Raw genomic sequence first — 24,784 nt, 5'->3', positions numbered from 1 at the left:
TCCTTAGGCAAAACTCGCTTTTATATTCTGTATGGCACGAGCAGGATGCTCACTTCCAATAACATATGACATAACAGCAACTCCACTCACTTTTATGCCTTTTAACTTTGGAATGGTATCCGGAACGATCCCGCCAATCGCAATCACTGGAATTTGGATATGTTGACATATGTCAGCTAATTGCTTTACTCCGCGTGGCAATAAAGCTGCTTTTGACTCAGTTGCGAACACATGACCAAACAATACATAATCTGCTCCCGCTCTTTCACATTCCATCGCCTCTTCAAGAGAATGAACTGAGCGGCCAATCCTTAATGCAGGTTCAAATTCCCTCACTCTTTCGATTGGAAAGCTATGCCCTGGTAAGTGCACATTAGGAATTTGATTAAGTAATGCGACATCAAGTCGGTCATTGATTACAAGCTTACGTCTTGGCACACCGCCATCAATTAATATTGCGACAATTTTCAGAATTTCAGAAACAGGTTTTGATTTTTCACGAATGTGGATAAAGTCTGCTTGTTTGTGAATCATTAAAATACGGGCAGTCACATCTTCCACTGTCTGTTTTCCATCTGTAATTACATGAATTTCCACTTTTCTCACCTTGATTTAATGATTTTTTTAAAATAAGGCTGTTTTCTCATACTTTGTTGGTATTTACCAAGTAGTGCAGTGTGGTTGATTGCAGCGAGAGATGCACGATGACCGTGGGGCGGGCGGTGAGCCTCCTCGGCGTAAACGCCTGCATGAGTCTCACCTGTCCCGCTGCACCCGCAGGAGTCTCGTAATCTGCTCCAATCAACCTTAAATAGTTTTTTCGTTCTAAAAGCAACAATCTCTTAGAAGAAAGTCTAAACCAAAAACAAAAAACCACTTTCCAAAATAAGAAAGTGGTTTATACACATAGTTATAAATATGCCGTATCCACTTCCCTACGCTGGTATGAACCAGATCAGGTTATAAGGGTCTTAAAGAAGCACTTTAATCTCAGCCCATACTATAGGGCTCCCCTAGCGGTTAATCATTATTAAGTTTTTTGTCTAGCTCCTGCGCCGCAGCCCCGAAGCACAGGACGTGCAAGTGCAGTCAATGCGACAGGATGTCGCGTTATTGACTGCCTCGAGATCATAAGCCACTCATGAATTGAAGGCAAAGAACGCCTTCTATTCATGCGCGTCTTATTTGCCTGAGGCTGAACAAGGCGCATCCGCTTTTCTCATATCTCTATCATACCAAATGATTAATAACTTTCAAGAGTAAAAGTTGTTATCTAAGCTCAAGCTCACGTTTTAACTCCTTCACATACTCTCTTGATCCTGTCACAATGAGACGATCCCCAACTTTCAGATCAGTATCTCCATGCGGGACTATGGAATCCTTTCCACGGAAGATTCGCACAAAAATAATATCGCCTGTAAACGGGAAATTTCGAAGTAAAATGTTGTTATATTTCGCGTTGCTTAAGTTGATTTGATACAGCATTGATTCCTGATTTGTTAAGATCTTCATCACACCTGGAGCTTCAATGAGTGCTCGAAGCATCGTTTTTGTAGAAAGTAATGTAGAAAACACATCAATACCGTGCTCTTTCAGTTTCATATCTAATTCTGGGGAAGCAACGCTTGCAATGATTCGATTCACTTCCTCTTCTTTTGCAAACAAAGCAATATCAGCATTTCTTTGTTCATCACCTGTTGCCACAACGATGAGGTCCACATCAAATGCATGTTGTTCTTTTAATGTTTCCACTTCAAAATCAGTGATTTCTTTTATTTCAAACATAGATTCAGCGATTTGCTTATCGATTTTATCTTGCTGTGTATGAAAGACAATTGTTTCATATAATTCGGGGTTTAGCTCTCTAGTAACAGGTAAGGATGTTTGATTTGCTCCAATAAATGCAACCTTAATTTTCGCCTGTTCTGTTTTATGTTTTGGGAAGAGCTTTTTAAAGAAAATCGGCGTAAAAATACTTGTTATGACTGCAACTAAAATAAGAGCTCCCGAAATTTCAGGAGTAATAATCTCCATACGTTCACCAACCGTTGCGGCGGCAATCACTAATGAAAGTGTTGAAGTTAAGAGAAATCCTGATGCAAGTGTTGTTTTGAGATCATACCAGCGTTTCAAGAAGAATATTGGTATGATTTTAGAAATTAAAAGTGCAATCAATAGTAAAGGAATTAATAAAAAGATTTTCGGATCTTTAAACAATGCCCAAATATCTAAGTCTACTCCAACCATCACAAAGAAAATCGGGATTAAAAACCCATAACCGAACGAATCAAGCTTCTGTACCATTTCCTTATTTGGTGATAATAACGAGACAAGAACACCTGCTAAAAATGCTCCAAGAATATTCTCAGCACCGATTGTTTCAGAGATGGCTACCAAAACAATAATAAGCGTAAATACAGCACGAGTACCGATCTGAATTGTTCCCTTTGACATCGTTTCAATAAACGAGCGATGCTTAAACGATTTTCCTAAGAAATAAAGTAATACACCTGCAGCAAATAGAATTAATAACAGCCATGTATTACTATCTCCTCCACCGTAAATTGATGCAAATACTGCTAGCAAAATCATAGTGACCAAATCAGCAATGACAGCGACTAGTAAAATAATCTGGCCGATATTTGAATTCATGATGCCACCTTCTTTTAAAGTCGGCACCACTACCCCAAGAGAAATAGTTGAGATAATAAGCGTCATTAAAAACGCGTTGTCTATTAACCCAATCAGGACAAAGAGATATGAAAGCAATAAGGAAAGGACAAAAATACCAGCAAAGACGATCGATGCTACAGCAAATGTATTTGGAGCATCTTTTCCAGATGGAAGCTTTTCCTTCTTTTTTCCTTTCGCGAAAGCGGAAAAGTCAATTTCAAGCCCACTCAAAAACATCAAGAAAATAAAGCCGAGCATTGACAATGTTTCAAGCCACATATCCTGTGATACAATATCGAATCCGCTTTTCCCTATAATTAATCCGACAATAATTTCAGCCACAACAACAGGCATAAAATTCATTTTAAAACGATGTAACAAAATCGGAGTAATAAAGGCTGCGAGAATAACAATAACTAATGATGTAACAGATGCTCCATGCATCAAATCCCTCCTCTTAAGAAAAGCTAAATGGCCTTATCGGCGAATTTCAAGATATATCATCGATCTCAAAAAACATATGCTATTCCGGCGAAATCACAGCTATGAAATTTTCCTGGCAATTTCCTAAATCAAGTACTGCATAAACAAAGTAGCCATTCCAAAATAGATTAATATGCTTATAATGTCATTAATAGTTGTAATAAAAGGGCCTGAAGCAACAGCAGGGTCAACTTTTAACCGATGCATAATGAGCGGGATAAAAGCACCTGCAATAGTTGCTACCGTTAATGTGGCTAGAATGGATATGCCTACTAATAATCCTAAAAAAATATCTTCCTGCCAAATAAAAACAATCAATGTAACCACTACCCCGCAGATTGTTCCTGTAATGAGGCCGGTTCCAGCTTCTCTTACAATCATTTTAATCGTACTTTGATCTTCTAAATCACCGACTGCAATTCTTCTAACAGCTACAGCTAATGCCTGGGTACCAGTATTACCTGCCATACCCGCAATTAACGGGATAAAAACAGCTAATATCGCTACTTTATCTAGTGTTTCCTCAAATCTTCCGATTAGACTTGCAGTAAACATCCCTAAAAACAAGAGAATAATCAGCCATGGAAGTCGTTTTTTTGCCGCTGTTAATGGTCCACGATCATTTGAATCTACATCAGAGATCGCTGCAAGCTTCGAGTAATCATCACTCGCTTCTTCATCAATGACGTCAACAATATCATCAACAGTAATGATTCCGAGTAAATGCCCTTGAAAGTCAATAACAGGTACAGCTAAAAAGTTATAGTCCTTCATTTTCCTGGCAACTTCTTCTTGATCCTCCGCTACACTAACAGAATACACACGTTCATTCATTACCTCGGAAATCATTTCATCTGGTTCATTGATGATTAAATCTCTAAGGGAGATCACTCCAACAAGTTTTTTATCCTTGTCAATAACATAGATGTAATAGATGGTTTCAGCATTAGGTGCTTCATTTTTTAATATTTGCATTGCAGAATGAACGGTTTGATTGGCGTGAATGGAGATATACTCGGTCGTCATAATACTTCCTGCCGTATACTCCTCATAATGAAGGAGCTCTCTAATTTCTTCAGCTGCCTCATCATCCATAATCGTTAAATAACTTGCAACCTGGTCCTTATTCAGTTCATTTAAAACATCTACTGCATCATCTGCATACATTTGTCCAAGCATATTTGCGGCAAATGTGGGATCCATTTCAGATAAATACGTCTCATATTGATCATCTTCATCTTTAATATTCTCAAAGACAGCAGCCATTTCTTCTGGAGAGAGGTATGTATACAAGGTTGACCTGTCGTGCTCATCTAGTTTCACAAAAAACTTTGCCTGATCATATGGATGAAGCTCTAAGTAAATCTTACGAAATTCATCCACACTATGACTTGATAAAGCAGAAAGCAATGCTTCCTCTTCCAATTCTAGTTTTTCTCTTTCATCAGACATGTTTAGCCTCCTCCTCTCAGATGTAATAATTTAGTTATTTAAAAAATAACTTATTCATGTAAAATAGAGAAATGTCTATTGCATTCGACAATTTTATCGATCATTCTACATATTGCACAATTCCTTATTTATACGATAATATTCTATATGATAACAGTAGAACTTTACAATTAATTCAATAACATTGGTATGAAAAATTTTGCTTATTTACAAGAACCTAATAAATCCTTTTTAAAAAAGTAATTTGGTGAATGACCAATGAGTATAAATGATTCTTTGCAAATTGTTCACATTTGATTAAGATGGTTAATGATACAATGACAAAGATATTATCTTCAACCTATAAGATTAGAAAGGGATCGAATATGACAAATGAAAAATCCCCTCAACAACAAATAGATTATACATTAATATTTATTATGTTTTTATTAGCAATTGTAAGTACAGTTGCGATTAAAAGTGCAGAATTGACCTTACCAGAAACTCTGCAAAGTATAAATTTCTCACTTAAACAAATACAGTGGTACGTAATAGGTATATTTGCTGTTGCCATGACAATGCTTATTGACTATGATCGCTTTAAACAGCTCTCATGGTATTTATATGGCTTTGGGCTCTTACTGTTACTTGGTCTCGAAATATTACCTGCTCCAATTGTTCAAACGATTAAGGGTGCAACAAGTTGGTATAAACTTGGACCTCTTGGTAACTTCCAGCCATCAGAACTAATGAAGATCTTTATGATTATCGTACTGAGTAAAATTATTGCTGATCATCGTGAAAAATACTCAAGAAATACTGTAAAAGATGATTTTATTTTAATAGGAAAGATAGCAGCAGCTGCAGCTCCTCCGGTCCTTCTTTTAGTAAGACAGCCCGATATGGGGATGACAATGGTATTTTGTGCGATTATTGGTTCACTCATTTTAGTATCAGGAATTAAATGGCGTATTATTTTAACAGCTGTTATTTCCGTTGTTACTGTGATGGGTACTGGTATATTTATTTTTATTAAATTTCCTGATTTTTTCCTTAAATATATATTGGGCGGACAAGAATATCAGCTTAGCAGATTTTATGGCTGGTTAAATCCATTTGAATATGCAGGAGAACAAGGTTTCCAACTTGTAAAATCTTTACTTGCAATTGGCTCAGGTGAACTAATTGGAAAAGGCTATCAAAATCTAGAAGTTTATCTACCAGAGGCACATACTGACTTTATCTTTGCCATTATCTCTGAACAATTTGGATTTATCGGAGGGAGTATTGTTGTTTCACTCTTCTTCTTATTAATTTATCGAATGATTCATATTTCATTAGAAAGCAATGATCCATTTGGCAGCTATTTATGTACGGGTGTAATAGGTATGATTACATTCCAAGTTTTCCAAAACATTGGGATGACAATCGGTTTACTCCCAATCACAGGTCTTCCACTGCCTTTTGTAAGCTATGGAGGCAGCTCGCTCGCAACCTATATGGTCGCTATCGGAATCGTCCTAAATGTCCGATCACGTACAAGAAAATACATGTTTGACTAAAAAGATGGTACCCTATTAAATGGGTACCTTTTTTTGACTGAACCCGTTTAACCGGAGATTAGTCCATTTTATAATGAGGTGAGTCAATGAATATTGATGTTGTTGGTGATATCCATGGATGTTTTGCTGAATTTGAGGCGTTAACGAAAAAGCTTGGGTATGATTGGTCGTCAGGGATTCCGGTTCATCCTAACAATCGAAAACTCTCATTTGTTGGTGATTTAACAGATCGTGGACCTAACTCCTTAAAAGTAATTGAGGTTGTTTATCGTCTGATAAAAGAAAAGAAAGCTTTTTATTCACCAGGAAACCATTGCAACAAACTTTACCGTTATTTTTTAGGAAATAAGGTGCAAGTCACACATGGACTTGAAACAACGGTTGCTGAGTATGATGCACTTACTAACAGTCAGCAAGAAGAGATAAAAAAGAAGTTTATTTGGCTTTACGAGTCAGCACCACTTTACCAAGTTGTTGATAATGGAAAGTTAATTGTAGCACATGCAGGAATTCGCGAAGATTACATAGGAAAGATGGGAAACGCTGTAAAAACATTCGTATTATATGGCGATATTACAGGCAAAACAAATCCAGATGGTACACCTGTACGTCGTGATTGGGCACAGCATTACAAAGGAAAAGCATTTATTGTCTATGGTCATACACCGATCAAAGAACCAAAACGTACAAATCAAACAATAAATATTGATACAGGAGCTGTTTTTGGTAATAAACTGACTGCCTATCGTTATCCAGAAGATGAGCTAATGTCTGTAGATTCCACCTTACCTTATGATGAATCAAGATTTAGATAAGCAACCTTCATGCATTCTGGCTGTACATGCACATCAACTACTTATGGCAGCGGATAACTATAACCCTGAGACTTGCAACTTTAGTTAGGGTTTAAATAGTAAAAAACCCACTTACTTTCGTAGTGGGTCTTCATGAATTAATCTTTTCATATCATTTGGCAGCTGTGCTGAAAACTGAAACTCTTTTTCTAACAATGGATGCAGAAATGAAAGGTGGGAACTATGAAGTGCTTGTCGTTTAATTTCAGTCTCATCTCCACCGTATAATGTATCACCGCATAATGGATGTCCAATTGATGAAAGGTGAACCCGAATTTGGTGTGTTCGGCCAGTTTCGAGAACTAATTTTACATGTGTTTTGTTTTCAAAAGAATTCAGTACTTGAAAATGTGTAACTGCTTCTTGACCATCTTCACAAACTTCCCGCTCAATGATACTGTCTTTTTTACGGCCGATCGGCTTGACAATTGTTCCATTTTGCTGATCGATCACGCCATGAACAATCGCTTCATATGTACGATGAATGTCCTTTTTCTTTTGCTGATCTGAAAACAAGGAATGAGCAAATCGATGCTTTGCAACAAGCATCAAACCTGAAGTATCCTTATCTAATCGATTAACAATATGAATCGTTGAAGGAATTTGCTGTTGTTGATAATAGTTGATTAATCCATTTGCTAACGTACCTTTTTGATGTTCCCGAGACGGGATAGAGGGAACATATGGCGGTTTATCAACTACTAAGCAATGATCATCCTCATACACAATTGTAAAAGGGACATCATCAGCTACAAGTCCTCCTCCTCTTTCTTCTTTTGGAAAAATAACAGTAAGAACATCATCTTCCTTAAGATTGTAACGAACGGTAACATGAACCGCATTAACGAGGATATCTCCACCATTGAATTTAATATCTGTTAATGCTCGTTTCGAGATTTTCTTTTCTTTAATAAAATCCAACACAAGCTTTCCAGCGTCCTTCTTTGTGATCGTCCATTGAAGTTGAAATAATGTCATGATCAAAAACCTTTCTACTTATTACGTTCAAAATCGCCTACAAAGGAGTCACGTACTCTTCGCCAAAATGGAAATGGTTTAAAACGGGCAAACCTTACATTTTCACTAGCGACTCGACATTGAATTGATTTTACATCTTTATGCAAAAGTGTTAAATGATCAATCGTAATCTGAAAATCCACATCATTCACTGGCTTTAACATACATGTATGATGTTCTGGCAAAATTAGCGGTGAACCAATTGTACGAAATACCCGATTATTGATTGATGCCATTTCCGCTATTTGAATTGCACGAATAGAAGGATGAAGAATTGCTCCACCTAATGCTTTATTATAAGCAGTACTTCCTGATGGAGAAGACATACACAGCCCATCGCCTCGGAATGTTTCAAATGGCTGTCCTTTAATTTCAACATCCATCACAAGCGTCCCTTCAATACTTTTAACGGTACACTCGTTCAGTGCTAAATATCTTGCCTCACGCCCGCCGTCATTATGGCGGATGATCACTTCTAAAATTGGGTATTCAACGATAGAGTATGGAGTTTTCGCAATCGCAATTACTAGCTTTTCAATATCATCAGGGACCCAATCTGCATAAAACCCTAGATGCCCTGTATGTACGCCAATAAATGCTGTTTTATCTAATCTGCTCCGATATCGATGAAATGCATATAGAAGGGTACCATCCCCACCAACAGATATAACAATGTCCGGTTGATCTTCATCATATTCTAATTGAAAATCTAATAAATAGGTTTTCATCTTTTGCATAATTGAGTTTGAATTCGAATCAGTCCTTGATGAAATGGCAAACTTCATATATTTATTCCCCTTTATTTTTAGATTCATGTTTTATCCATAAGAATTAACATGACATGACTGCAATTATGTATGTTTCTTATCCGTTTTCATTGAAAAAATAACTTGTGCTTCTTGTATTTCTCCCCTAATTTGAGACATTTCTTCATCTAAAGAATAAGCAGCCTCAGCAGCACGTTTTAATCGAATTTTTATATCATCAGGTATATTACCGCTATATTTATAATTTATCGAATGTTCAATCGTTGCCCAAAAGTTCATTGATAACGTACGAATTTGAATTTCAACAAGTATTTTCTTCTCACCCGTTATTGTTTGCACAGGATAACTGGCCACAACATGATAGGATCGATATCCGCTTTCCTTTTTACTCGTAATATAATCTCGTTCCTCTATGATTTCTAGATCATTTCTACTTTTTAGCATGTTGACGACTACTCGAATATCATCTACAAATTGGCACATCATTCGGATTCCGGCAATATCCTGCATATCTTTTTCTAGGTTTTCCATCAGAATCCCTTTGCGCTTCGCTTTATCTAGTATACTTGCAATTGGTTTTACCCGGCCTGTTACAAATTCGATCGGTGAATGCGAATGTTGTAATTCATATTGAGATCGTATCCCTTTTAATTTTATTTTTAGTTCGTCAACTGCTTGATTGTAAGGAGCTAAAAATGATTTCCAGTGATTGTTTTGCATATAAATCCCCCTTATTCCATCCCACATTGTACACTTACGCAAAAGCAAGCGTACCTTTTTCAGCCCCGATAGGCATATGAAGCATTGGATCAGAGACGAAATGTTAATCGCAGTAACTGTACTAGAATGTCCTGATCTTCGGGGCTAGGAGGTGGAGCTCGACACTAAAGATTGGTATACTTATTGTCCTTTCGTTTTCAAAAATAGATTGATCTATTATTTTGGCTGTTTTCGCAAACTTTGTTGCTATTTACCAAGTAGTGCGGTACGGTTGATTGCAGCGAGAGCTGCTCGCTTTCGCAATCTGCTCCAATCAACCTTAAATAGTTTCTGTTTTAAAAACAACCAATTTCTTAGAAAAGAGCCATTATTTTAAAGAAAATAACTCGACAACTTTCTTCTCCATATCTTCCCCATAGTTGGCATTTCCCTTAATATTTTCTAATAAATATTCTAATTCATCAAAGAAATCAACTAATCGTATTTCTTGTTCGTTTATTTTTGCAATCACATCTAATTGTTTATCTTTTGCTTCCTTTAAGTTTGTCCATATTGTATGTGGTAAACCAGCATAGACAAATTCATCAGCTGTTTCTAAAATATAGATAAAAGCCAATTGATCCGAATCAACCAGCATCTGTCCCTTTGCTACTAAATTTTCAAGACCTGTTGGCAAAGAAACAGGCTTTAAAACAAGCTGATTATTATCAATTACCGCTTCAGTTAATTCAATTCTTTTATTCATAAAAATCTCCTTCCATTACACAATCCAAGATTATTTTACCATATAAAAAACTCCTATGATAACATTGCGAGTTGTTTTAATTCAGGAGATAATAAAGAAAAGCGGAAACGACTGTTCTGCCCCGACAGGCATACAAAACGAGAGGAATTTTATTATGTCACAGGAAATTGAGATAGAATTTAAGAATTTACTTACTGAAGCAGAATTTCATAAAGTGAAAGCTGCTTTTCAAATCGAGGATAAAGAATTTATTTTGCAAGAAAATCATTATTTCGATACTCCGCAGTTTTCTTTAAAAGAACTTGGATCTGCTCTAAGAATTAGAAAAAAAGAAGAACAATTTGTTGTCACGTTAAAAGAACCAGCAAATATTGGGCTATTAGAAACACATCAATTGATTACAGAAGAAGAAACTTTTGCCATGATCAAAACAGGAAAAATAAAAGCTGGACAAATAGTCGAAAGGCTTTTACATTTAGGTGTAGATGCTAACACGTTGTCTTATTTTGGAACACTTACAACATCTCGTGCTGAAAAAAAGTACCGTAACGGTTTACTTGTCCTTGATCATAGCCGATATTTATCAGTAGAGGATTTCGAACTTGAATATGAAGTACAAGACGAAGATACTGGGAAAATTGCTTTTGCTGAACTATTAAAAAATCTAGACATCCCCGTTCGTCATACAAAAAATAAAATCCGCCGGTTTTATGAGCAAAAATACAATGAAATGGGGTGAGATCTGTGGATATAAAAATGAATTACTATAAAACATTATTAGAGCTGCAAGCATTGCAAAATTTTGATAATCAATCAGACGAAAATAAAACGTCTGTTTTCGAAACAGATTTTAAAGACTTATTGCAGTCATTTTTAAACACATCTACTGAGGACAAATTATCTAAACAATCTACACCTTCAATGGATGTTCTTTCAAAAATGATGAGGAATTCCACCTCTACAGTGGAACAATCTTCCTTAGACGTAAAATCAACAGCTCCAATTTCAAATGGAAGCTTGGATGAGATTATAAGCTCTACGGCTGAAAAATATGGAATTGATGAAAAACTAATTCGCGCTGTCATTCAGCAAGAATCCGGATTTAAACCAACAGCAAAAAGCCCTGTAGGCGCTATGGGATTAATGCAGCTCATGCCTGCAACAGCTCGATCTCTCGGAGTCTCGGACCCCCTTGATCCAGCCCAAAACGTTGAAGGCGGGACAAAATACTTAAAACAAATGCTAACTCGTTACAATGGAGATGTTCCACTAGCCTTAGCAGCATACAATGCTGGACCTGGGAATGTTGATAAGTACGGCGGAATTCCTCCATTTAAAGAAACTCAAAACTATGTAAGAAAAATCACATCAACTTATCAAGTATAGCCAATCTATAATGATTGGCTTTTTTGTGAATACAAAACACTGCTTTCTCTGGTAGAATCATGCATCCCTTTTCTTTCATACATACCTGTCGTAAACATATAATAGGACTAAATATGTACTAGTTAGAGCTGTTTGTTTGAGATATATAGTTACGCTTGTTAAAATAAATATACATTGCATGAGCAATGGTGAAAATAAATAATTTTTCTACTAATCAGTCATTATTCTATACACACTAATTGAAATTTTTATAGATCCAGTTCATAATGCAAAACAAAAAAGGAGTTATCAACATGACGAATCAAAACTTAACACCATATGAGGCGATAGGCGAAGAAACACTTTCACACCTTGTTGATTCCTTCTATGGAAAAGTACAAAAACATCCTTTGTTAGCTCCAATCTTTCCCGATGACTTTACAGAAACTGCTCGAAAGCAGAAACAATTTCTCACTCAATATTTAGGTGGACCTCAACTTTATACTGAGGAACATGGTCATCCTATGTTAAGAGCAAGGCATCTTCCGTTCCCGATTACACCCTCAAGGGCAAATGCTTGGATCAGCTGTATGAAAGAAGCTATGAATGAAGTTGGACTACAGGCTGAATTAAAAGAATTTCTTCTTCATCGCCTGCAGCTAACTGCTCATCATATGGTGAATACTGCAGAAGTTGACGATACTAGCAAAGGTAGAAAAGAGGTAAGTGACTATGGTAACCAATCGTGAGAAAAAGGACACTTCTCTATTTTTCTCACATTGTAGCGGGCATCCTAAAAAACCATTAGAAATTTATATGTTTGTGGATCCATTATGCCCGGAATGTTGGGCTTTAGAGCCCATTATTAAAAAACTGCAAATTGAATATGGACGCTTTTTTACATTAAGACATATCATTAGTGGAAATCTTGCTACATTAAATATTACTAAAAGAAAACGTCCTGAAAAGCTTGCACAAGCATGGGAACAAACAGCTGGTCGAACAGGAATGTCTTGTGATGGTGATATTTGGTTGAAAAATCCAATTGCCACTCCATATACGGCATCATTAGCAATAAAATCTGCTGAATTACAAGGCAGACGTGCCGGATTGCTTTATTTACGAAAGTTACAGGAACAATTATTTATTGAGAGCCAAAACGTCTCGGATAAAACAATGTTAATTAACATTGCTGAACAGGTTGGATTGGATGTTGAAGAATTTAAAAAGGATCTTCATTCACAAAGTTCTGCAAAAGCATTACAATGTGACTTAAAAATCACATCGGAAATGGAAGTACAAGAAATCCCAACCCTTGCATTTTTCAGTGAAGATGTTGAAGAGTTAGGATTAAAAATAACCGGTCTTTATTCTTATGAGTTATACGTCCAAGTTTTGCAAGAATTAATTGGAGATACAATGAAACCATCACATACACCTCCATTGGAAATCTTTTTACAACATTATCAATTCGTCTCATCAACTGAAATTGCTACCGTATATAATAAGACACTTGCTGAGGTTGAAAAAGAACTAAAGAAACTTGTCCTTTCACAAACAGTTGAAAGAATTCAAGCTAAGTATGGTACTTTTTGGAGATATATTAAGAATCATTATTGACAGAATTATTACGAGGGCCAATTCAAAATTGAATTGGCCCATTTTACAGCTTTGTTTTCTTTGAGTAGAATATCAATTAACTAATCTAGCTCTATGTGAACTTCATTCTTAACAAAAGAAAAGCACAAAAAGACCTTGTACAAAGTACAAGGTCTTTTTCTTATGTCTTAACGACAACAAAGGGGATGGGAGAAATTTTTCACGGTCAAACAAAGGGGTAAATGTTTGTATGTGATTAATTTCACATCTATAATATATCAAATTATGTCGAGTTTTGACAAGTACTAAATATGCTTTTCACAAAAATGTAACAATGATAAGCGCTTTATTACTGAAATGATTACGTAAGATTATTTACTATTATGCACTCACGAATGTTTTAACATAATGAAATAATGCTTTTTTCAACCCGATATACTAAAATCAATGCTTATTGAAGCATGTTGATACACTAAGTTAGAATCTCTACCTGACTTTAGATAGACTGAATAAAAGTCTTTATTTAGATCTAAAAGTGTATATGTATGCAATAGGAAGAAGATATATTAATTAATATCTTCCCCATATTCTATTACTCTTGTCTTTATTAAATAATTTGACTTTTGATTCTCTCTCAATTTTCCGATCAGATTCTTTGTAACGATTTGTCACCTCAACTAGATTTTCAACTGCCGATTCAAATTCCTGACGAGTTAATTGTTTATTAGCAAATGATAAACATAGCAATGAAAATGCAATTGGCATCGTATCCACTTGAATATTTACATTAACATCTACATCTGAATTTCCACTATGATCAACAGAAGAAGATAGTTTAGATCGATTATTGTTAAAAGAACTTTCCTTTGATCTCATTAAACTATCGAAATAGTTAAATGAGCGATTTTTATTCTCGTTTTCCATTTAACCCCTCTTCTCAAAGACTCAATTAGAGGTATTATTAAGCAATAATACCTCCAGCCATTTAAAAAACTGATAAGAAATTAGTCTTGGTTTTGTTCCTGTTCTTGATCTTGATCAGCTTCAGCACGCGAACGAACTCTAGCTTTTGAATCAGAATCCACATCAATATCAATATCAACATTAGCGTTCCCACTGTTAAAAATCTTAGCATTTGCCTTTGCTTGGTTAAGATTTTTATCAGTGTTTTTTAATTTGTTATCACTATCTACATCCGTATCTACATCATTTTCATTTTCGAAATCAACATCTGCTCTTGCTTTTGAATCACTATCTGCTTTTGAACGGCTATTGTTTTCATTTCTATTTGGAAACCATGGTGAGCTCATATACTCTCCCCCTTTCATTTTGTTACTTGCAGTATATTCAAACTTAAGAATGTGAATTGGACTAGTTTACTGATAAAAACGTTGTTTTTTAAAGCAGTATAATATGAATCCATTTAACCCTATACATAAGCGGACATCCATCTTCATATAAAATAGTAAATAGCCCTAAGGAAGGTGTGCATATAACGTGAAATGGATTTTACTCGGCATAACGATGACATTAGGATTGTTTTTTGTTAATTTACTAGGTTTCATGAATCTTTTACCGCTCTATATTACATCTCCTTTATTATTCATCTCAATTTTCATTACTCTTTACCTTGTCAATCATCGAAAAACATTTAAAGGTTTTTAATTTAAATAAAAGGCTGTTTTCCATACTTTGTTGCTATTTACCAAGTAATGCGGTGTGGTTGATTGCAGCGAGAGATGCTCGCTTTCCGCGGGGCGGGCGGTGAGCGCCTCCTCGGCGTAAACGCCTACGGGGTCTCACCTGTCCCGCTGCACCCGCAGGAGGCTCGTAATCTGCTCCAATCGACCTTAAATAGTTTTCGTTTTAAAAACAACAATCTTTACAAAAAGAGCCAAATAAAAAAAGGAATGCGTTTTATATAAACGCATTCCTTTTTACTTGATTCTTTAGATTAGTTTCAATCTCTAGATACAGACTGGCCCTGAAGCACAAGATGTGCAAGTGCAGTTTCAGTGCGACAGGAGGTCACCTTCGTAACTGCCTCGGGGTCATAAGCCACTCATAAATAGAGGCTAACACGTCTTCAATTTATCCGCGTCTTCTGCCTGTCCGGGCTGATTAAGTTGCTTCCGCTTTTCCAAGTTAATTATTCACTTTTGCTAAAAGCTCTTCCATTTCATTAAGCTTTTCTTCAAATACTTTGCATGCTTCTTCTATTGGTTTTGAAGATGTCATGTCAACTCCAGCTTTTTTGAGAACCTCGATTGGATAATCAGAGCTTCCGGCTTTTAAGAATTCAAGATAACGGTCGACTGCTGGTTGACCTTCTTCAAGAATTTGGTTGCTTAATGCTGTCGCAGCACTGTAGCCTGTCGCATATTGATAGACATAGTAATTGTAGTAAAAGTGAGGAATTCGTGCCCATTCTAATCCAATTTCCTCATCCACGACAATATCTTCACCAAAATATTGTTTATTAAGATCGTAATAAATTTTCGTTAATAACTCAGGTGTTAATGGTTCACCCTCTTGGGCTTTTTGATGGATAATATGCTCGAATTCAGCAAACATTGTTTGACGGAAAACGGTTCCTCTAAAGCCTTCTAAGAAATGATTTAATAAATATAGTCGTTCCTTTTCATCCTCAATGGTATTTAATAAGTAATGATTTAGCAGTGCTTCATTACATGTTGATGCAACCTCTGCTACAAATATAGAATAATTACCATAAGGATATGGTTGATTTTTACGCGTATAGTAGCTGTGTACAGAATGACCAAATTCATGTGCAAGTGTAAAGAGGTTATTTACATTATCCTGCCAATTCATAAGGATATAAGGGTTCGTACCGTACGCACCGGATGAATAGGCACCGCTTCTTTTCCCCTTATTCTCATGGATGTCAACCCATCGATTTTCAAAGCCTTCTTTTAAGATGGAATTGTATTCTTCACCGAGCGGCTGAAGTCCTTTTAAAATATAATCCTTTGCCTCATCGTACGTTACTTCCATTTTTACATCTTTTATAAGTGGTGTGTATAAATCATACATGTGCACTTCTTCAAGCTTTAATACTTCTTTACGAAGCTTTACATAACGCTGTAATAGATCTAGATGGTCATGTACGGTACTTATTAAATTTTCATACACAGATTCAGGTATGTTATCACTGCTTAATGCTGCTTGTCTTGCTGATTCATAATTACGAACCTTTGCACTGAAATTATCTTTTTTCACTGTGCCGCTTAATGTACTTGCAAATGTGTTTTTAAAATCACCATATGTTTTATAAACAGCTTTAAATGCCTCTTCACGTACTCTAGGATCTTCGCTTTCCAAGAAACGAACATATCTTCCATGAGTAATTTCAACCTCTTCCCCATTCTCGTCTTTAATTGTCGGGAATGTAAGGTCAGCATTATTTAGCATACCAAATGTATTACTTGAAGAACCTAACACTTCTGATGCTTGTGCTAATAATTCCTCTTGCTCTGCAGACAGTACATGTGGACGCTGGCGATTGATTTCATCAAGTGAGTGTTCATAAAGCTTTAGCTCATCTTTTTCTTGTAAGAATTGTTTTATTTTTGCTTCATCAACTGACAGAAGCTCTGGGACAATATAAGAGCTTAAGCTTGATGCTTGTGTATATAAATTTCTTGCACGATCATGTAACGCTTGGTACGTTGAATTTGTTGTGTCCTGATCATATTTCATGTGTGCATATGTATACAGTTTACCAAGGCGTTCCATTACTTTGTCTTGATATGTGAGTGCTTCATATAACGTATCTGCGCTTTCAGCAAGTTTGCCTTTATAATCTGCTAACTTAGGCAATGCAGACTTAATTTCTGTAAATTCTTTCTCCCATGCTTCATCAGATGAGAAGATGTCTTCTAATCTCCAGGTATCTTCTTGTTTAATCTCACTTCTTGTCGGTAATTTTTTTACAGCCGTTTGTTCAGACATTGCGTTTCCCCCTTTAGGATAAGTTGCAAATGCGGAGCTTGTGTTAATAGTACTTATTAGCATAAATGCTGTTATAAGGACTATTGTTCTTTTGTGCTTCATCTTTATCCTCCTGACGTCTAAATCTCTGTCATAGCCTACAAGATATCATTGAGATCAAAGTCAAGCGGATTTTCAGATGAGTATGTATGTGCCCCGTTATTTCTATCTTCACCCTGAGTAGCTTCTTTTGTCAAATAGTATGCTGCCGCACCTGCCCCTAACATTGAAACGGTGAACAGAAATGATTTGCCTTTACGTTTCTTATTAAACATATGATCACCTCTCTGCTAATATCTCCCTTTTAATTTGTTCAAAAAATGTCTCGCTATTCATAAGAGGACATGTTTATCGAAATTTATTCATAACTTTATTATCACTAATCAATAATTCTTCAACTCTAGTTGTCCACGTAATTGACCTTTCTTTTATAAATACATTTTTCTGTGTCTGCTTTAAGAAAGAAAAATGACAAAGATTGAGTAAATAATCTTTTATCGCAAAGGAATAATGAACATCTATAAATGGGAGAGAGCGAATAGAGATCGTTCCATCCGTAACTTTTTCAGCGAAATAATGATAGATATCACGAAAGGTAAACGCGCATTTTATAGGGAGAAGATCTATGTATATTAATATCCACCCTTGCCATACATAAACAGGTGATTCAATTAAGTAGGTTGAGTTAAGTGGAAGAAAGGCTAGTGAAGGTAAATAAGAAAGCGGTAATTGCCTTGTTTGGTAAAGAAAATGATTGAAAGATGCCGCATCCTTTGATTTATAACCGATAGTCTTCATGCGAAAACGTCTAATTTTATTTATCCATGCTGGCATTATCCTCGCCTTATGATTATATTGAGTAAATAATTCATGAAAAGATATTGAATGAGTGGGGTATGTTTGATGATTTCCTATAATAGACCGAGGAGAAAAAGGGATGATGGTATGTAAAATGATAAAGGCTTTTAAATCTGGACTATAAGCAATAATTGCAGGCGGTTCACTCAATTTAGTCTTGCGGGCGAAAAGCCATTGAAAGGAAGAAAGCTGAAAAGCATAAGATCCAGTTCTTTTTAATGTTTTTGCTCCTGCTATCCAAAAATTGATTATATTTTGCTCTTTGTACTTTAAAGACCTTTTTAGAAGTATACTTGGTTCTATCACAGAACATTGGTATTCAATCACATTTCGTTTCTCCCCCTTTTTAAACAAAATATCAGGACGTTGCTTTATCCTGCTTAGATATGGTTCAAGCTGTACATCGTCAATACTTGATTGAGTTTGCAGCCATTCATATAATTCAAGCTTCCCTCTCATGTGATACTCACTCTCAGCTTCGCTTTTCAACAAACAGCTTGTTGATTTTTTATGCGCAAAATGAGCCTTAATCACTGAGCCTATTTTCAACTCAACTTGATTTGAACAAACAGGACAGTAAAAATTAACTTGTTGTCTTATTTTTTTCAACCTTTCCTTTGACCACTTATTTTCTGCAACATTAATCATACTCCCATTGTTATCATAGGCAACAAACAAGCGTTCATCACTCCCCCATTATTTAAACCTACTATTTTTCAAATTCATTTCTGGCGTTTTACCTGTTACCACAATAGCCAATTTGTACCATGATTACACTGTTTTATCAAATGGGCAAAATTATCTTTTGTCAAAGGAAAATAAAAAAAGACCAGCTATTCACCATGATGGAATAACCAGCCTCGTTCTATTATAGCATTGGAGATAATAGTCGTGCTGTTGATTCAAAGATCTTTTTATAAAATTGGCGCTTTGCAAATTCCTCTTTAATAATCTCATGTGACTGTTCAATATCGTTCAAATACTCATTAACAAGTGTTTGAGTACTTCCTGTTCGATAAAGAAACGCATTTACCTCAAAATTCAAATGGAAGCTTCTCATATCCATATTTGCTGTCCCAATCGAAGCTAATTCATAATCAACAATGATAATTTTACTGTGTAAAAAACCTTTTTCATATTCATATACTTTTACACCTGCTTCAAGCAATTCAGGGAAATAAGAGCGGGAAGCGTAGTATACTATTTTTTTATCTGGCTTATAAGGTACGATTAACCGAACATCAATGCCGCTAAGTGCTGCTACTTTTAGTGCTGAAAGGATATCTTCATCTGGAACAAAATAGGGTGAGGCAATCCAAATTGACTCTTTTGCTGAAACAATCATTGAGAAAAATAGATTTTTTATAACATCCCATTTATTGTCGGGTCCTCCGGCAATAATTTGAACACCGCCAGTTTGTTCCGGCTTTTCTAATGGAAATGTTAAATATTTATGTGATAATAGTTTTTCATCTGTCATGTAATACCAGTCCTGCAAGAAAATCATTTGCAATGTTCTTACAGCTTCACCCTTTATTAAAAGGTGTGTATCACGCCAATAACCAAAATAACTGTCTTTCCCCAAATATTCATCCCCAATATTTAAACCGCCAACAAATCCAACAGAACCATCGATCACGATTATTTTTCTATGATTGCGAAAGTTGATTTTATTATTTAAGAACGGGATACGTACTGGTAAAAAAGGAATCATATCAATGCCTGCTTTACTCAATTCCTTGCTATAACTCTTTGAGAGCTTCCAGCTGCCGACAGCATCATAAAGAAAGCGAACTTCTACTCCTTCTTGTGCCTTTTTAATTAATGCATTTTTTAATTTTTGTCCAACCTCATCATGTCTCAGTATGTAATATTCAAGATGGATGTGGTGCTTTGCATTTTTTATCTCATGAAAGATATGTTCAAATGTCTCATTTCCATCTGTTAATGCTTTTGTTTTTGTCGCAAATGAGATTGGGCTATGACCTAACCGATGTGCTAACTTAAACAATAACTGCTGATGATCACCCATTATATTTATTTTTTCTTGATAAGATGAATGATTGCCTTCAATTTCTAAAAAAGCTTTTTGATCAGTTAGTGCTTTTTTAGCAAATAAGCGTCTTTTCTTAATATTCCTGCCAAAGAACAAATAGAAAAAGAAACCTAGTAATGGGAACCCTCCAAGTACAACTAACCATGTAATTGTATGTGATGGATGCCTGTTTTCTAAAAAAATAACGATACATATGGAGATAATAGACAGTGTAAAAATAACACTTACTGTCCCGACGATCCAATCTCCCCAGAGGTTTTTCGTCAGCAAAATAATGGAAGCTAAAAATGCAATAAATAAAAATAATCTAAATGTATTTTTCATTGGTTTCACCTTACTTATTTCTTATTCTAACTTCCCATTTTTATCTGAAACAAAACCTATTTATTTCTTGGTTTTAAATAATGTATTCCTTATTGTGTTACTGTAACAATTGTTTTACCCTATTTCACCATTTATTTTTGTAAAAAGAAAGCCGATTTCTATAGAAATCGGCTTTTCTCATTAAGCAAAATGCTTCTTTATTACTTTTAAGGCGTGCTCTTTCGCAATGACCTTTCCGTACTCTTCAAGGCGATGAATCGTTACTCGTGATTCTTGTCCATATTCAAGTATGATACTTAAAGTATTTTCTATTTCTTCATCCAAAACCTCGTCATTAAACTCAATGAATAAATAATAGTTACCATCAAGTGAATATAGATGATTTTTCATTCCAGTTAATAATGAATATTTAGATAGAGAAATTAAATTTTCCAAATCATCAAACTTTATAACAAATTGAAGCTGTTGATCTTCCTCTTCAATTAGTTCATCTTTTGAAGTGCCTGTATGATTAAAATTTTGCTCTAAAATCGCTGATACATTATCATCAACAGGAATTTCTTTTAGTTTATCATCAGAGAATGGGAGTTCAATTTTTTGTCCATCTTTTGCCACTTGTGCTTTTGTTACAATAACTTCCAGCCCTTTATCAAGTGCCTGAATTTGAATCCAAAGTGGCCCTTCAACCATAAACTCCTCTTCTTCATGAACTTCATCCATCATTTCCCAAAAAAGTTCTTCACTGCGTTCGCGATTATACCATATTTCATCACGATCAAATCCACGCTCTTCTATATCTAAATACGAAATATAAAACTTTACAGTATGTTCGTTTATGCGCTCTATCTCCATTTCGCAAACCTTCCCTTCTATATAATATGTTGAAGGGACAACCCCCCTCAAGGGCAGTTGTACTTTACTACACTTTACCCAAAAAATTCTATTTCTAATCGTAGGTAAAATGTTTGTGTAACCTCCATCAGCGAAAAGCCACACCCAATTATGAAAAGAACCTTCCATTTATGAAAGAATCTTGTACTCCTATTTTATGATAAAAAGAGTTGAAAGGAAATAAAAAAACTCTGAATATATAAAAACAGTTAATTTACCTATATGATTCTTTGATCATATTTTATGAATGATTTCATATACTTGTACGAGCAGTCAATAAGCTGAAAGAGGGATAAAATATGGAACAAGAATTTTTTTTATCACTACTCGTAATCATCGGAATTGATCTAGTATTGGGTGCTGATAATGCAGTGGTAATTGCTATGGCATGTCGTAATTTACCCGTTGTTCAGCGAAATAAAGCGATTATATTAGGGACAATGCTTGCAATTGTTATTCGAATTCTCATTACATTAATTGCTGTCTACTTATTAAAAATTCCATTTTTACAACTAATTGGCGGCGTCTTCCTCCTGTACATAGCTTTTCATTTAATTACAGGTCGAGAAGATGACACAAATAAAATAAAAAGCCATGGATCATTATGGAAAGCTATCCAAACAATCGTTATCGCTGATTTATTAATGGGATTTGATAATGTTATTGCGGTAGCCGGTGCTGCACAGGGGCATATGATCCTTGTGGCGATTGGATTATTCATCTCAATTCCTATCATCATATGGGGAAGTAAAATTATTCTTGTCTTATTAACCAAATACCCGTTCCTTATTTATGTTGGTGGCGGATTACTTGCATTTACAGCAGGAAAAATGATTATTGAAGAACATCAACTTCAAACAATTTATATGACACATCCAACAATTGCTCAAAGTTTACCATTCTTAACAACATCGTTCATTCTTTTTGCCGGAATCCTTTATCAACAAATTGTTCAGGTATTTTCCCAACGGAAAACTTAAGTTAGAGGGAAATACATGAAGAGGCATATTCTAATGACTCTCACAAATCTAAGCCTTTGCTTAGATTTATGTTTACATTAAAATTTGCCTCTCTATATCTAAATATTTAGTTAACTAAACGCTGTGCTTCTTGTAGCTGGAAAGTTCGAACACGACGTGGAAGAAAACGACGAATTTCATCCTCATTGTAACCAACCTGAAGTCTCTTTTCATCAATAATAATCGGTCTGCGAAGAAGACCTGGATTATCTTGAATAAGATTATATAAATCTTGTAAAGGCATTGTTTCGAGGTTGACATTTAACTTTTGGAAAACCTTTGAACGAGTTGAAATGATTTCATCTGTTCCATCCTCAGTCATTCTTAAGATTTCTTTAATTTCTTGAATTGTCAAATGCTCTGAGAAAATATTTCGTTCTGTGTATTCAATTTCATGTTCTTCTAACCATGATTTAGCTTTTCTGCAAGATGTACAGCTTGGTGATGTAAATAATGTAACCATTATTATCCTTCACTCCTCTAAGTATAGAATGAGTTAATATCATCCAAATCGTATATGGAAATTGAAATTACTTTAAAATAAGAATTCCTATTCTGATTATACTATAAAAAAGTAAGTATGCATATAGTTATTGTGTGACAAAACCATTACATTCATCATAAGTGCTTAATAGTACTGAATCAATCATATTGTTAGAAAATATGACATATTTCAAATGATGACTTATGTACGAATGATAATAATCATTCTATTCCCTCAATTTACTTTTTCATTCTCAATTACGCTTGTTCATCGAAAATATTTTGGCTTGGGCTATCCTCGTAAAAAGTTAAAACTTCACTTGCTGGATCATATGATTCACCGTAAAGCTCTTTATCTTTAAACGTATGAATCAAATTATATGTTCTTATCATCGCATCATAGATCATCTCTTCTGACTCATTATGCGGAGCCCAATAAAGTATTTCCATTTTATTCACTTCATTTGTTGCAAGGGAACGACGTTCATAACCAATTGATTGTGCGTGTTGAAAGTTCTCTCTTTTATAAAAATTTATTCTTTTTTCAGTATCTGTATCCTCATAATTAATCGGTTCAACTTCCAGAATGATTGGCTTGCCTTTTTTCTTTAGCTTTTCTAAAAGCTTGTGGCCAAGACCTTCACCCCTGGCATTTTTTGAAACAAAGATATAATCAATAAAAATAAAATCATTAAGCTCTGCATACATCATTACATGGTTTTTACCTTCGTCTTTATGATAGATATCACCCTTTTCTTTAAGTAACATCTCCATATGCTTTTTTGACTTCATTTCTTCAATTGGAAAATATTGATTTAATTTTTCATACCAGTTCATCATTCTACTCCTTATTACAACCTTCATTATATTCTTCTGGTTTATATATTCCCTTCTTTCTTAAGAATAAACACCTATTCACCTAAATAAATTTCTTCAATCAAAAAAAAGATTGCCCCGTTTAAAATCGGGGCAATCTTATTCCATCATTATGAATGCTGTTGTTTATATTTCTCAAATTCTGCTTGTGAACACATTACAAAGTGACCTGGTTTCACTTCACGGAATTCAACTACTTCGTCTGGTGTGTAATTGTGCATGCTTGGATCATACGTTTTTCTTACACGAGTCCGTTCATAATCTGGATCTGGAAGCGGGATCGCAGATAATAATGATTGTGTATAAGGATGAATCGGATTATTGTAAAGCTCATCAGCATCTGCAAGTTCAACTAACTTTCCGAAATACATAACACCAATTCGATCACTTATATATTTAACCATTGAAAGGTCATGAGCGATAAATAAATAAGTAAGCCCTTTTTCCTTTTGTAGGTTTTTCATTAAGTTTACAACTTGTGCTTGTATTGATACATCAAGAGCAGAGATTGGTTCATCTGCAATGATAAATTCAGGCTTAACGGCAAGAGCACGTGCAATCCCTATACGTTGGCGTTGTCCACCGCTAAACTCATGTGGGTAACGATTTGCATGTTCTTTGTTTAAACCAACCGTTTCAAGGAGTTCGATGACTCTGTTCATTCTTTCTTTTTTTGACTTTGCAAGACCATGAATATCAATTCCTTCAGCAATGATATCGGAGACCTTCATTCTCGGATTTAATGAAGCTTGAGGATCCTGGAAAATCATTTGCATTTTTCGGTTGAATTCCTTTAGTTGTGCCTTTGACTTTTTGCCGTGGACATTTTCACCGTTAAAAATGACTTCACCGTCAGTAGCATCATATAAGCGAATAATCGTACGACCTGTTGTTGATTTTCCACAACCTGATTCACCTACTAAACCTAAGGTTTCACCTTTGTAAATATCAAACGAAATATTATCGACTGCTTTTACTTCGTTCGCTTTACCAACATTAAAATATTGTTTTAAATTTTTAATTTCAACTAATTTTTCAGTGTTCGCCATT

At 35.2% G+C, this 24,784-nt stretch carries 25 protein-coding genes and 1 riboswitch; of the genes, 8 read left to right on the top strand and 17 right to left on the bottom strand.

Features of this window, described 5'->3' with window-relative positions:
- Positions 1 to 3 precede the first annotated feature (3 nt).
- The 3 genes from GMB29_RS05030 to mgtE all read right to left on the bottom strand — a co-directional run bounded on the left by GMB29_RS05030 (position 4) and on the right by mgtE (position 4,608).
- Positions 4 to 597 carry a thiamine phosphate synthase gene (locus GMB29_RS05030; protein ID WP_196305224.1) on the bottom strand — a complete coding sequence of 198 codons (594 nt, stop codon included), beginning with the start codon at positions 595 to 597 and terminating at the stop codon, positions 4 to 6.
- Between the two features lie 318 nt (positions 598 to 915).
- Positions 916 to 1,025, bottom strand: a riboswitch (TPP riboswitch).
- A gap of 244 nt (positions 1,026 to 1,269) precedes the next feature.
- Positions 1,270 to 3,117, bottom strand: a complete 1,848-nt coding sequence (locus GMB29_RS05025; RefSeq protein ID WP_136355154.1) for a monovalent cation:proton antiporter family protein — start codon at positions 3,115 to 3,117, stop codon at positions 1,270 to 1,272.
- A 123-nt stretch (positions 3,118 to 3,240) separates the two neighbouring features.
- On the bottom strand, positions 3,241 to 4,608 hold the full coding sequence (gene mgtE, locus GMB29_RS05020) for a magnesium transporter (RefSeq protein ID WP_136355156.1): 1,368 nt from the start codon (positions 4,606 to 4,608) through the stop codon (positions 3,241 to 3,243).
- Positions 4,609 to 4,973: 365 nt separating this feature from the next.
- On the opposite strand from mgtE, the gene GMB29_RS05015 reads away from it, so the two are divergent.
- Both GMB29_RS05015 and prpE read left to right on the top strand, forming a co-directional pair.
- Complete coding sequence (locus GMB29_RS05015; protein ID WP_136355277.1) at positions 4,974 to 6,149, top strand: FtsW/RodA/SpoVE family cell cycle protein; 1,176 nt, start codon at positions 4,974 to 4,976, stop codon at positions 6,147 to 6,149.
- Between the two features lie 86 nt (positions 6,150 to 6,235).
- Positions 6,236 to 6,964, top strand: coding sequence for a bis(5'-nucleosyl)-tetraphosphatase PrpE (gene prpE / locus GMB29_RS05010; protein ID WP_136355158.1), 729 nt, complete (start codon positions 6,236 to 6,238; stop codon positions 6,962 to 6,964).
- 111 nt (positions 6,965 to 7,075) lie between these two features.
- Here prpE and GMB29_RS05005 read toward each other — a convergent pair whose 3' ends face one another.
- The 4 genes from GMB29_RS05005 to GMB29_RS04990 all read right to left on the bottom strand — a co-directional run bounded on the left by GMB29_RS05005 (position 7,076) and on the right by GMB29_RS04990 (position 10,252).
- The gene (locus tag GMB29_RS05005; protein ID WP_136355159.1) at positions 7,076 to 7,981 is read right to left on the bottom strand and encodes an RluA family pseudouridine synthase; all 906 of its coding nucleotides are present in this window, start codon (positions 7,979 to 7,981) and stop codon (positions 7,076 to 7,078) included.
- Between the two features lie 14 nt (positions 7,982 to 7,995).
- Positions 7,996 to 8,805: an NAD kinase gene (locus tag GMB29_RS05000; RefSeq protein WP_136355161.1), complete on the bottom strand. Its 810-nt coding sequence runs from the start codon at positions 8,803 to 8,805 to the stop codon at positions 7,996 to 7,998.
- Positions 8,806 to 8,871: 66 nt separating this feature from the next.
- Positions 8,872 to 9,507: a GTP diphosphokinase gene (locus tag GMB29_RS04995; protein WP_136355163.1), complete on the bottom strand. Its 636-nt coding sequence runs from the start codon at positions 9,505 to 9,507 to the stop codon at positions 8,872 to 8,874.
- Between the two features lie 367 nt (positions 9,508 to 9,874).
- Complete coding sequence (locus GMB29_RS04990) at positions 9,875 to 10,252, bottom strand: UPF0738 family protein (RefSeq protein ID WP_136355165.1); 378 nt, start codon at positions 10,250 to 10,252, stop codon at positions 9,875 to 9,877.
- Positions 10,253 to 10,406: 154 nt separating this feature from the next.
- On the opposite strand from GMB29_RS04990, the gene GMB29_RS04985 reads away from it, so the two are divergent.
- From GMB29_RS04985 to GMB29_RS04970, 4 genes are all read left to right on the top strand, one after another.
- Positions 10,407 to 10,991 (top strand): CYTH domain-containing protein, encoded by a 585-nt coding sequence (locus GMB29_RS04985; RefSeq protein WP_136355167.1) that lies wholly within the window; start codon positions 10,407 to 10,409, stop codon positions 10,989 to 10,991.
- A gap of 11 nt (positions 10,992 to 11,002) precedes the next feature.
- A complete protein-coding gene (locus GMB29_RS04980) occupies positions 11,003 to 11,638 on the top strand; it encodes a lytic transglycosylase domain-containing protein (RefSeq protein WP_136355279.1) in 636 nt (211 codons plus the stop codon).
- Positions 11,639 to 11,931: 293 nt separating this feature from the next.
- Entirely contained in the window at positions 11,932 to 12,366 is a 435-nt protein-coding gene (locus GMB29_RS04975; RefSeq protein WP_136355169.1) for a globin domain-containing protein, read from the top strand.
- The gene (locus GMB29_RS04970; protein WP_136355171.1) at positions 12,350 to 13,237 is read left to right on the top strand and encodes a ClpXP adapter SpxH family protein; all 888 of its coding nucleotides are present in this window, start codon (positions 12,350 to 12,352) and stop codon (positions 13,235 to 13,237) included. The genes GMB29_RS04975 and GMB29_RS04970 overlap by 17 nt, the downstream gene beginning before the upstream one ends.
- Positions 13,238 to 13,786: 549 nt before the next feature.
- Here GMB29_RS04970 and GMB29_RS26890 read toward each other — a convergent pair.
- The gene (locus tag GMB29_RS26890; RefSeq protein ID WP_196305223.1) at positions 13,787 to 14,140 is read right to left on the bottom strand and encodes a hypothetical protein; all 354 of its coding nucleotides are present in this window, start codon (positions 14,138 to 14,140) and stop codon (positions 13,787 to 13,789) included.
- Between the two features lie 80 nt (positions 14,141 to 14,220).
- Positions 14,221 to 14,526 carry a hypothetical protein gene (locus GMB29_RS04960; protein ID WP_136355173.1) on the bottom strand — a complete coding sequence of 102 codons (306 nt, stop codon included), beginning with the start codon at positions 14,524 to 14,526 and terminating at the stop codon, positions 14,221 to 14,223.
- A 214-nt stretch (positions 14,527 to 14,740) separates the two neighbouring features.
- On the opposite strand from GMB29_RS04960, the gene GMB29_RS04955 reads away from it, so the two are divergent.
- Entirely contained in the window at positions 14,741 to 14,881 is a 141-nt protein-coding gene (locus GMB29_RS04955) for a hypothetical protein (protein WP_227551704.1), read from the top strand.
- A 480-nt stretch (positions 14,882 to 15,361) separates the two neighbouring features.
- On the opposite strand, the gene pepF is transcribed toward GMB29_RS04955, so the two are convergent.
- The 5 genes from pepF to mecA all read right to left on the bottom strand — a co-directional run bounded on the left by pepF (position 15,362) and on the right by mecA (position 21,317).
- Positions 15,362 to 17,188, bottom strand: a complete 1,827-nt coding sequence (gene pepF / locus GMB29_RS04950; protein WP_136355175.1) for an oligoendopeptidase F — start codon at positions 17,186 to 17,188, stop codon at positions 15,362 to 15,364.
- 137 nt (positions 17,189 to 17,325) lie between these two features.
- The gene (locus GMB29_RS04945) at positions 17,326 to 17,502 is read right to left on the bottom strand and encodes a hypothetical protein (RefSeq protein WP_155443834.1); all 177 of its coding nucleotides are present in this window, start codon (positions 17,500 to 17,502) and stop codon (positions 17,326 to 17,328) included.
- Positions 17,503 to 17,575: 73 nt separating this feature from the next.
- A complete protein-coding gene (locus tag GMB29_RS04940; RefSeq protein WP_136355177.1) occupies positions 17,576 to 18,763 on the bottom strand; it encodes a competence protein CoiA in 1,188 nt (395 codons plus the stop codon).
- Positions 18,764 to 18,953: 190 nt separating this feature from the next.
- Positions 18,954 to 20,465 carry a cardiolipin synthase gene (cls, locus tag GMB29_RS04935; RefSeq protein ID WP_136355179.1) on the bottom strand — a complete coding sequence of 504 codons (1,512 nt, stop codon included), beginning with the start codon at positions 20,463 to 20,465 and terminating at the stop codon, positions 18,954 to 18,956.
- Between the two features lie 180 nt (positions 20,466 to 20,645).
- Positions 20,646 to 21,317 (bottom strand): adaptor protein MecA, encoded by a 672-nt coding sequence (gene mecA / locus GMB29_RS04930; RefSeq protein WP_136355181.1) that lies wholly within the window; start codon positions 21,315 to 21,317, stop codon positions 20,646 to 20,648.
- Between the two features lie 338 nt (positions 21,318 to 21,655).
- Here mecA and GMB29_RS04925 point away from each other — a divergent pair, with 338 nt between their 5' ends.
- Positions 21,656 to 22,336: a TerC family protein gene (locus GMB29_RS04925; RefSeq protein WP_136355182.1), complete on the top strand. Its 681-nt coding sequence runs from the start codon at positions 21,656 to 21,658 to the stop codon at positions 22,334 to 22,336.
- Between the two features lie 106 nt (positions 22,337 to 22,442).
- Here the strand turns inward: GMB29_RS04925 and spxA are convergent, their stop codons facing one another.
- The 3 genes from spxA to GMB29_RS04910 form a co-directional block, all read right to left on the bottom strand.
- Positions 22,443 to 22,838 carry a transcriptional regulator SpxA gene (spxA, locus tag GMB29_RS04920; protein ID WP_136355184.1) on the bottom strand — a complete coding sequence of 132 codons (396 nt, stop codon included), beginning with the start codon at positions 22,836 to 22,838 and terminating at the stop codon, positions 22,443 to 22,445.
- Positions 22,839 to 23,116: 278 nt separating this feature from the next.
- On the bottom strand, positions 23,117 to 23,695 hold the full coding sequence (locus GMB29_RS04915) for a GNAT family N-acetyltransferase (RefSeq protein ID WP_136355186.1): 579 nt from the start codon (positions 23,693 to 23,695) through the stop codon (positions 23,117 to 23,119).
- Positions 23,696 to 23,844: 149 nt separating this feature from the next.
- On the bottom strand, positions 23,845 to 24,783 hold the full coding sequence (locus GMB29_RS04910; RefSeq protein ID WP_136355188.1) for an ABC transporter ATP-binding protein: 939 nt from the start codon (positions 24,781 to 24,783) through the stop codon (positions 23,845 to 23,847).
- Position 24,784 lies beyond the last annotated feature (1 nt).

The sequence above is a fragment of the Metabacillus sediminilitoris genome, assembly GCF_009720625.1.
Taxonomy (GTDB): Bacteria; Bacillota; Bacilli; order Bacillales; family Bacillaceae; genus Metabacillus; species Metabacillus sediminilitoris.
This window is presented reverse-complemented; position numbering and strand designations above follow the sequence as displayed.

What these genes read in the sequence shown, in the direction of transcription:
- GMB29_RS05025 (WP_136355154.1), bottom strand. Translation starts at nt 3,117, where the DNA reads ATGCATGGAGCATCTGTTACATCATTAGTTATTGTTATTCTCGCAGCC.
- mgtE (WP_136355156.1), bottom strand. Translation starts at nt 4,608, where the DNA reads ATGTCTGATGAAAGAGAAAAACTAGAATTGGAAGAGGAAGCATTGCTT.
- GMB29_RS05015 (WP_136355277.1), top strand. Translation starts at nt 4,974, where the DNA reads ATGACAAATGAAAAATCCCCTCAACAACAAATAGATTATACATTAATA.
- prpE (WP_136355158.1), top strand. Translation starts at nt 6,236, where the DNA reads ATGAATATTGATGTTGTTGGTGATATCCATGGATGTTTTGCTGAATTT.
- GMB29_RS05005 (WP_136355159.1), bottom strand. Translation starts at nt 7,981, where the DNA reads ATGACATTATTTCAACTTCAATGGACGATCACAAAGAAGGACGCTGGA.
- GMB29_RS05000 (WP_136355161.1), bottom strand. Translation starts at nt 8,805, where the DNA reads ATGAAGTTTGCCATTTCATCAAGGACTGATTCGAATTCAAACTCAATT.
- GMB29_RS04995 (WP_136355163.1), bottom strand. Translation starts at nt 9,507, where the DNA reads ATGCAAAACAATCACTGGAAATCATTTTTAGCTCCTTACAATCAAGCA.
- GMB29_RS04990 (WP_136355165.1), bottom strand. Translation starts at nt 10,252, where the DNA reads ATGAATAAAAGAATTGAATTAACTGAAGCGGTAATTGATAATAATCAG.
- GMB29_RS04985 (WP_136355167.1), top strand. Translation starts at nt 10,407, where the DNA reads ATGTCACAGGAAATTGAGATAGAATTTAAGAATTTACTTACTGAAGCA.
- GMB29_RS04975 (WP_136355169.1), top strand. Translation starts at nt 11,932, where the DNA reads ATGACGAATCAAAACTTAACACCATATGAGGCGATAGGCGAAGAAACA.
- GMB29_RS04970 (WP_136355171.1), top strand. Translation starts at nt 12,350, where the DNA reads ATGGTAACCAATCGTGAGAAAAAGGACACTTCTCTATTTTTCTCACAT.
- GMB29_RS26890 (WP_196305223.1), bottom strand. Translation starts at nt 14,140, where the DNA reads ATGGAAAACGAGAATAAAAATCGCTCATTTAACTATTTCGATAGTTTA.
- GMB29_RS04960 (WP_136355173.1), bottom strand. Translation starts at nt 14,526, where the DNA reads ATGAGCTCACCATGGTTTCCAAATAGAAATGAAAACAATAGCCGTTCA.
- GMB29_RS04955 (WP_227551704.1), top strand. Translation starts at nt 14,741, where the DNA reads ATGACATTAGGATTGTTTTTTGTTAATTTACTAGGTTTCATGAATCTT.
- pepF (WP_136355175.1), bottom strand. Translation starts at nt 17,188, where the DNA reads ATGTCTGAACAAACGGCTGTAAAAAAATTACCGACAAGAAGTGAGATT.
- GMB29_RS04945 (WP_155443834.1), bottom strand. Translation starts at nt 17,502, where the DNA reads ATGTTTAATAAGAAACGTAAAGGCAAATCATTTCTGTTCACCGTTTCA.
- cls (WP_136355179.1), bottom strand. Translation starts at nt 20,465, where the DNA reads ATGAAAAATACATTTAGATTATTTTTATTTATTGCATTTTTAGCTTCC.
- mecA (WP_136355181.1), bottom strand. Translation starts at nt 21,317, where the DNA reads ATGGAGATAGAGCGCATAAACGAACATACTGTAAAGTTTTATATTTCG.
- GMB29_RS04925 (WP_136355182.1), top strand. Translation starts at nt 21,656, where the DNA reads ATGGAACAAGAATTTTTTTTATCACTACTCGTAATCATCGGAATTGAT.
- spxA (WP_136355184.1), bottom strand. Translation starts at nt 22,838, where the DNA reads ATGGTTACATTATTTACATCACCAAGCTGTACATCTTGCAGAAAAGCT.
- GMB29_RS04915 (WP_136355186.1), bottom strand. Translation starts at nt 23,695, where the DNA reads ATGAACTGGTATGAAAAATTAAATCAATATTTTCCAATTGAAGAAATG.
- GMB29_RS04910 (WP_136355188.1), bottom strand. Translation starts at nt 24,783, where the DNA reads ATGGCGAACACTGAAAAATTAGTTGAAATTAAAAATTTAAAACAATAT.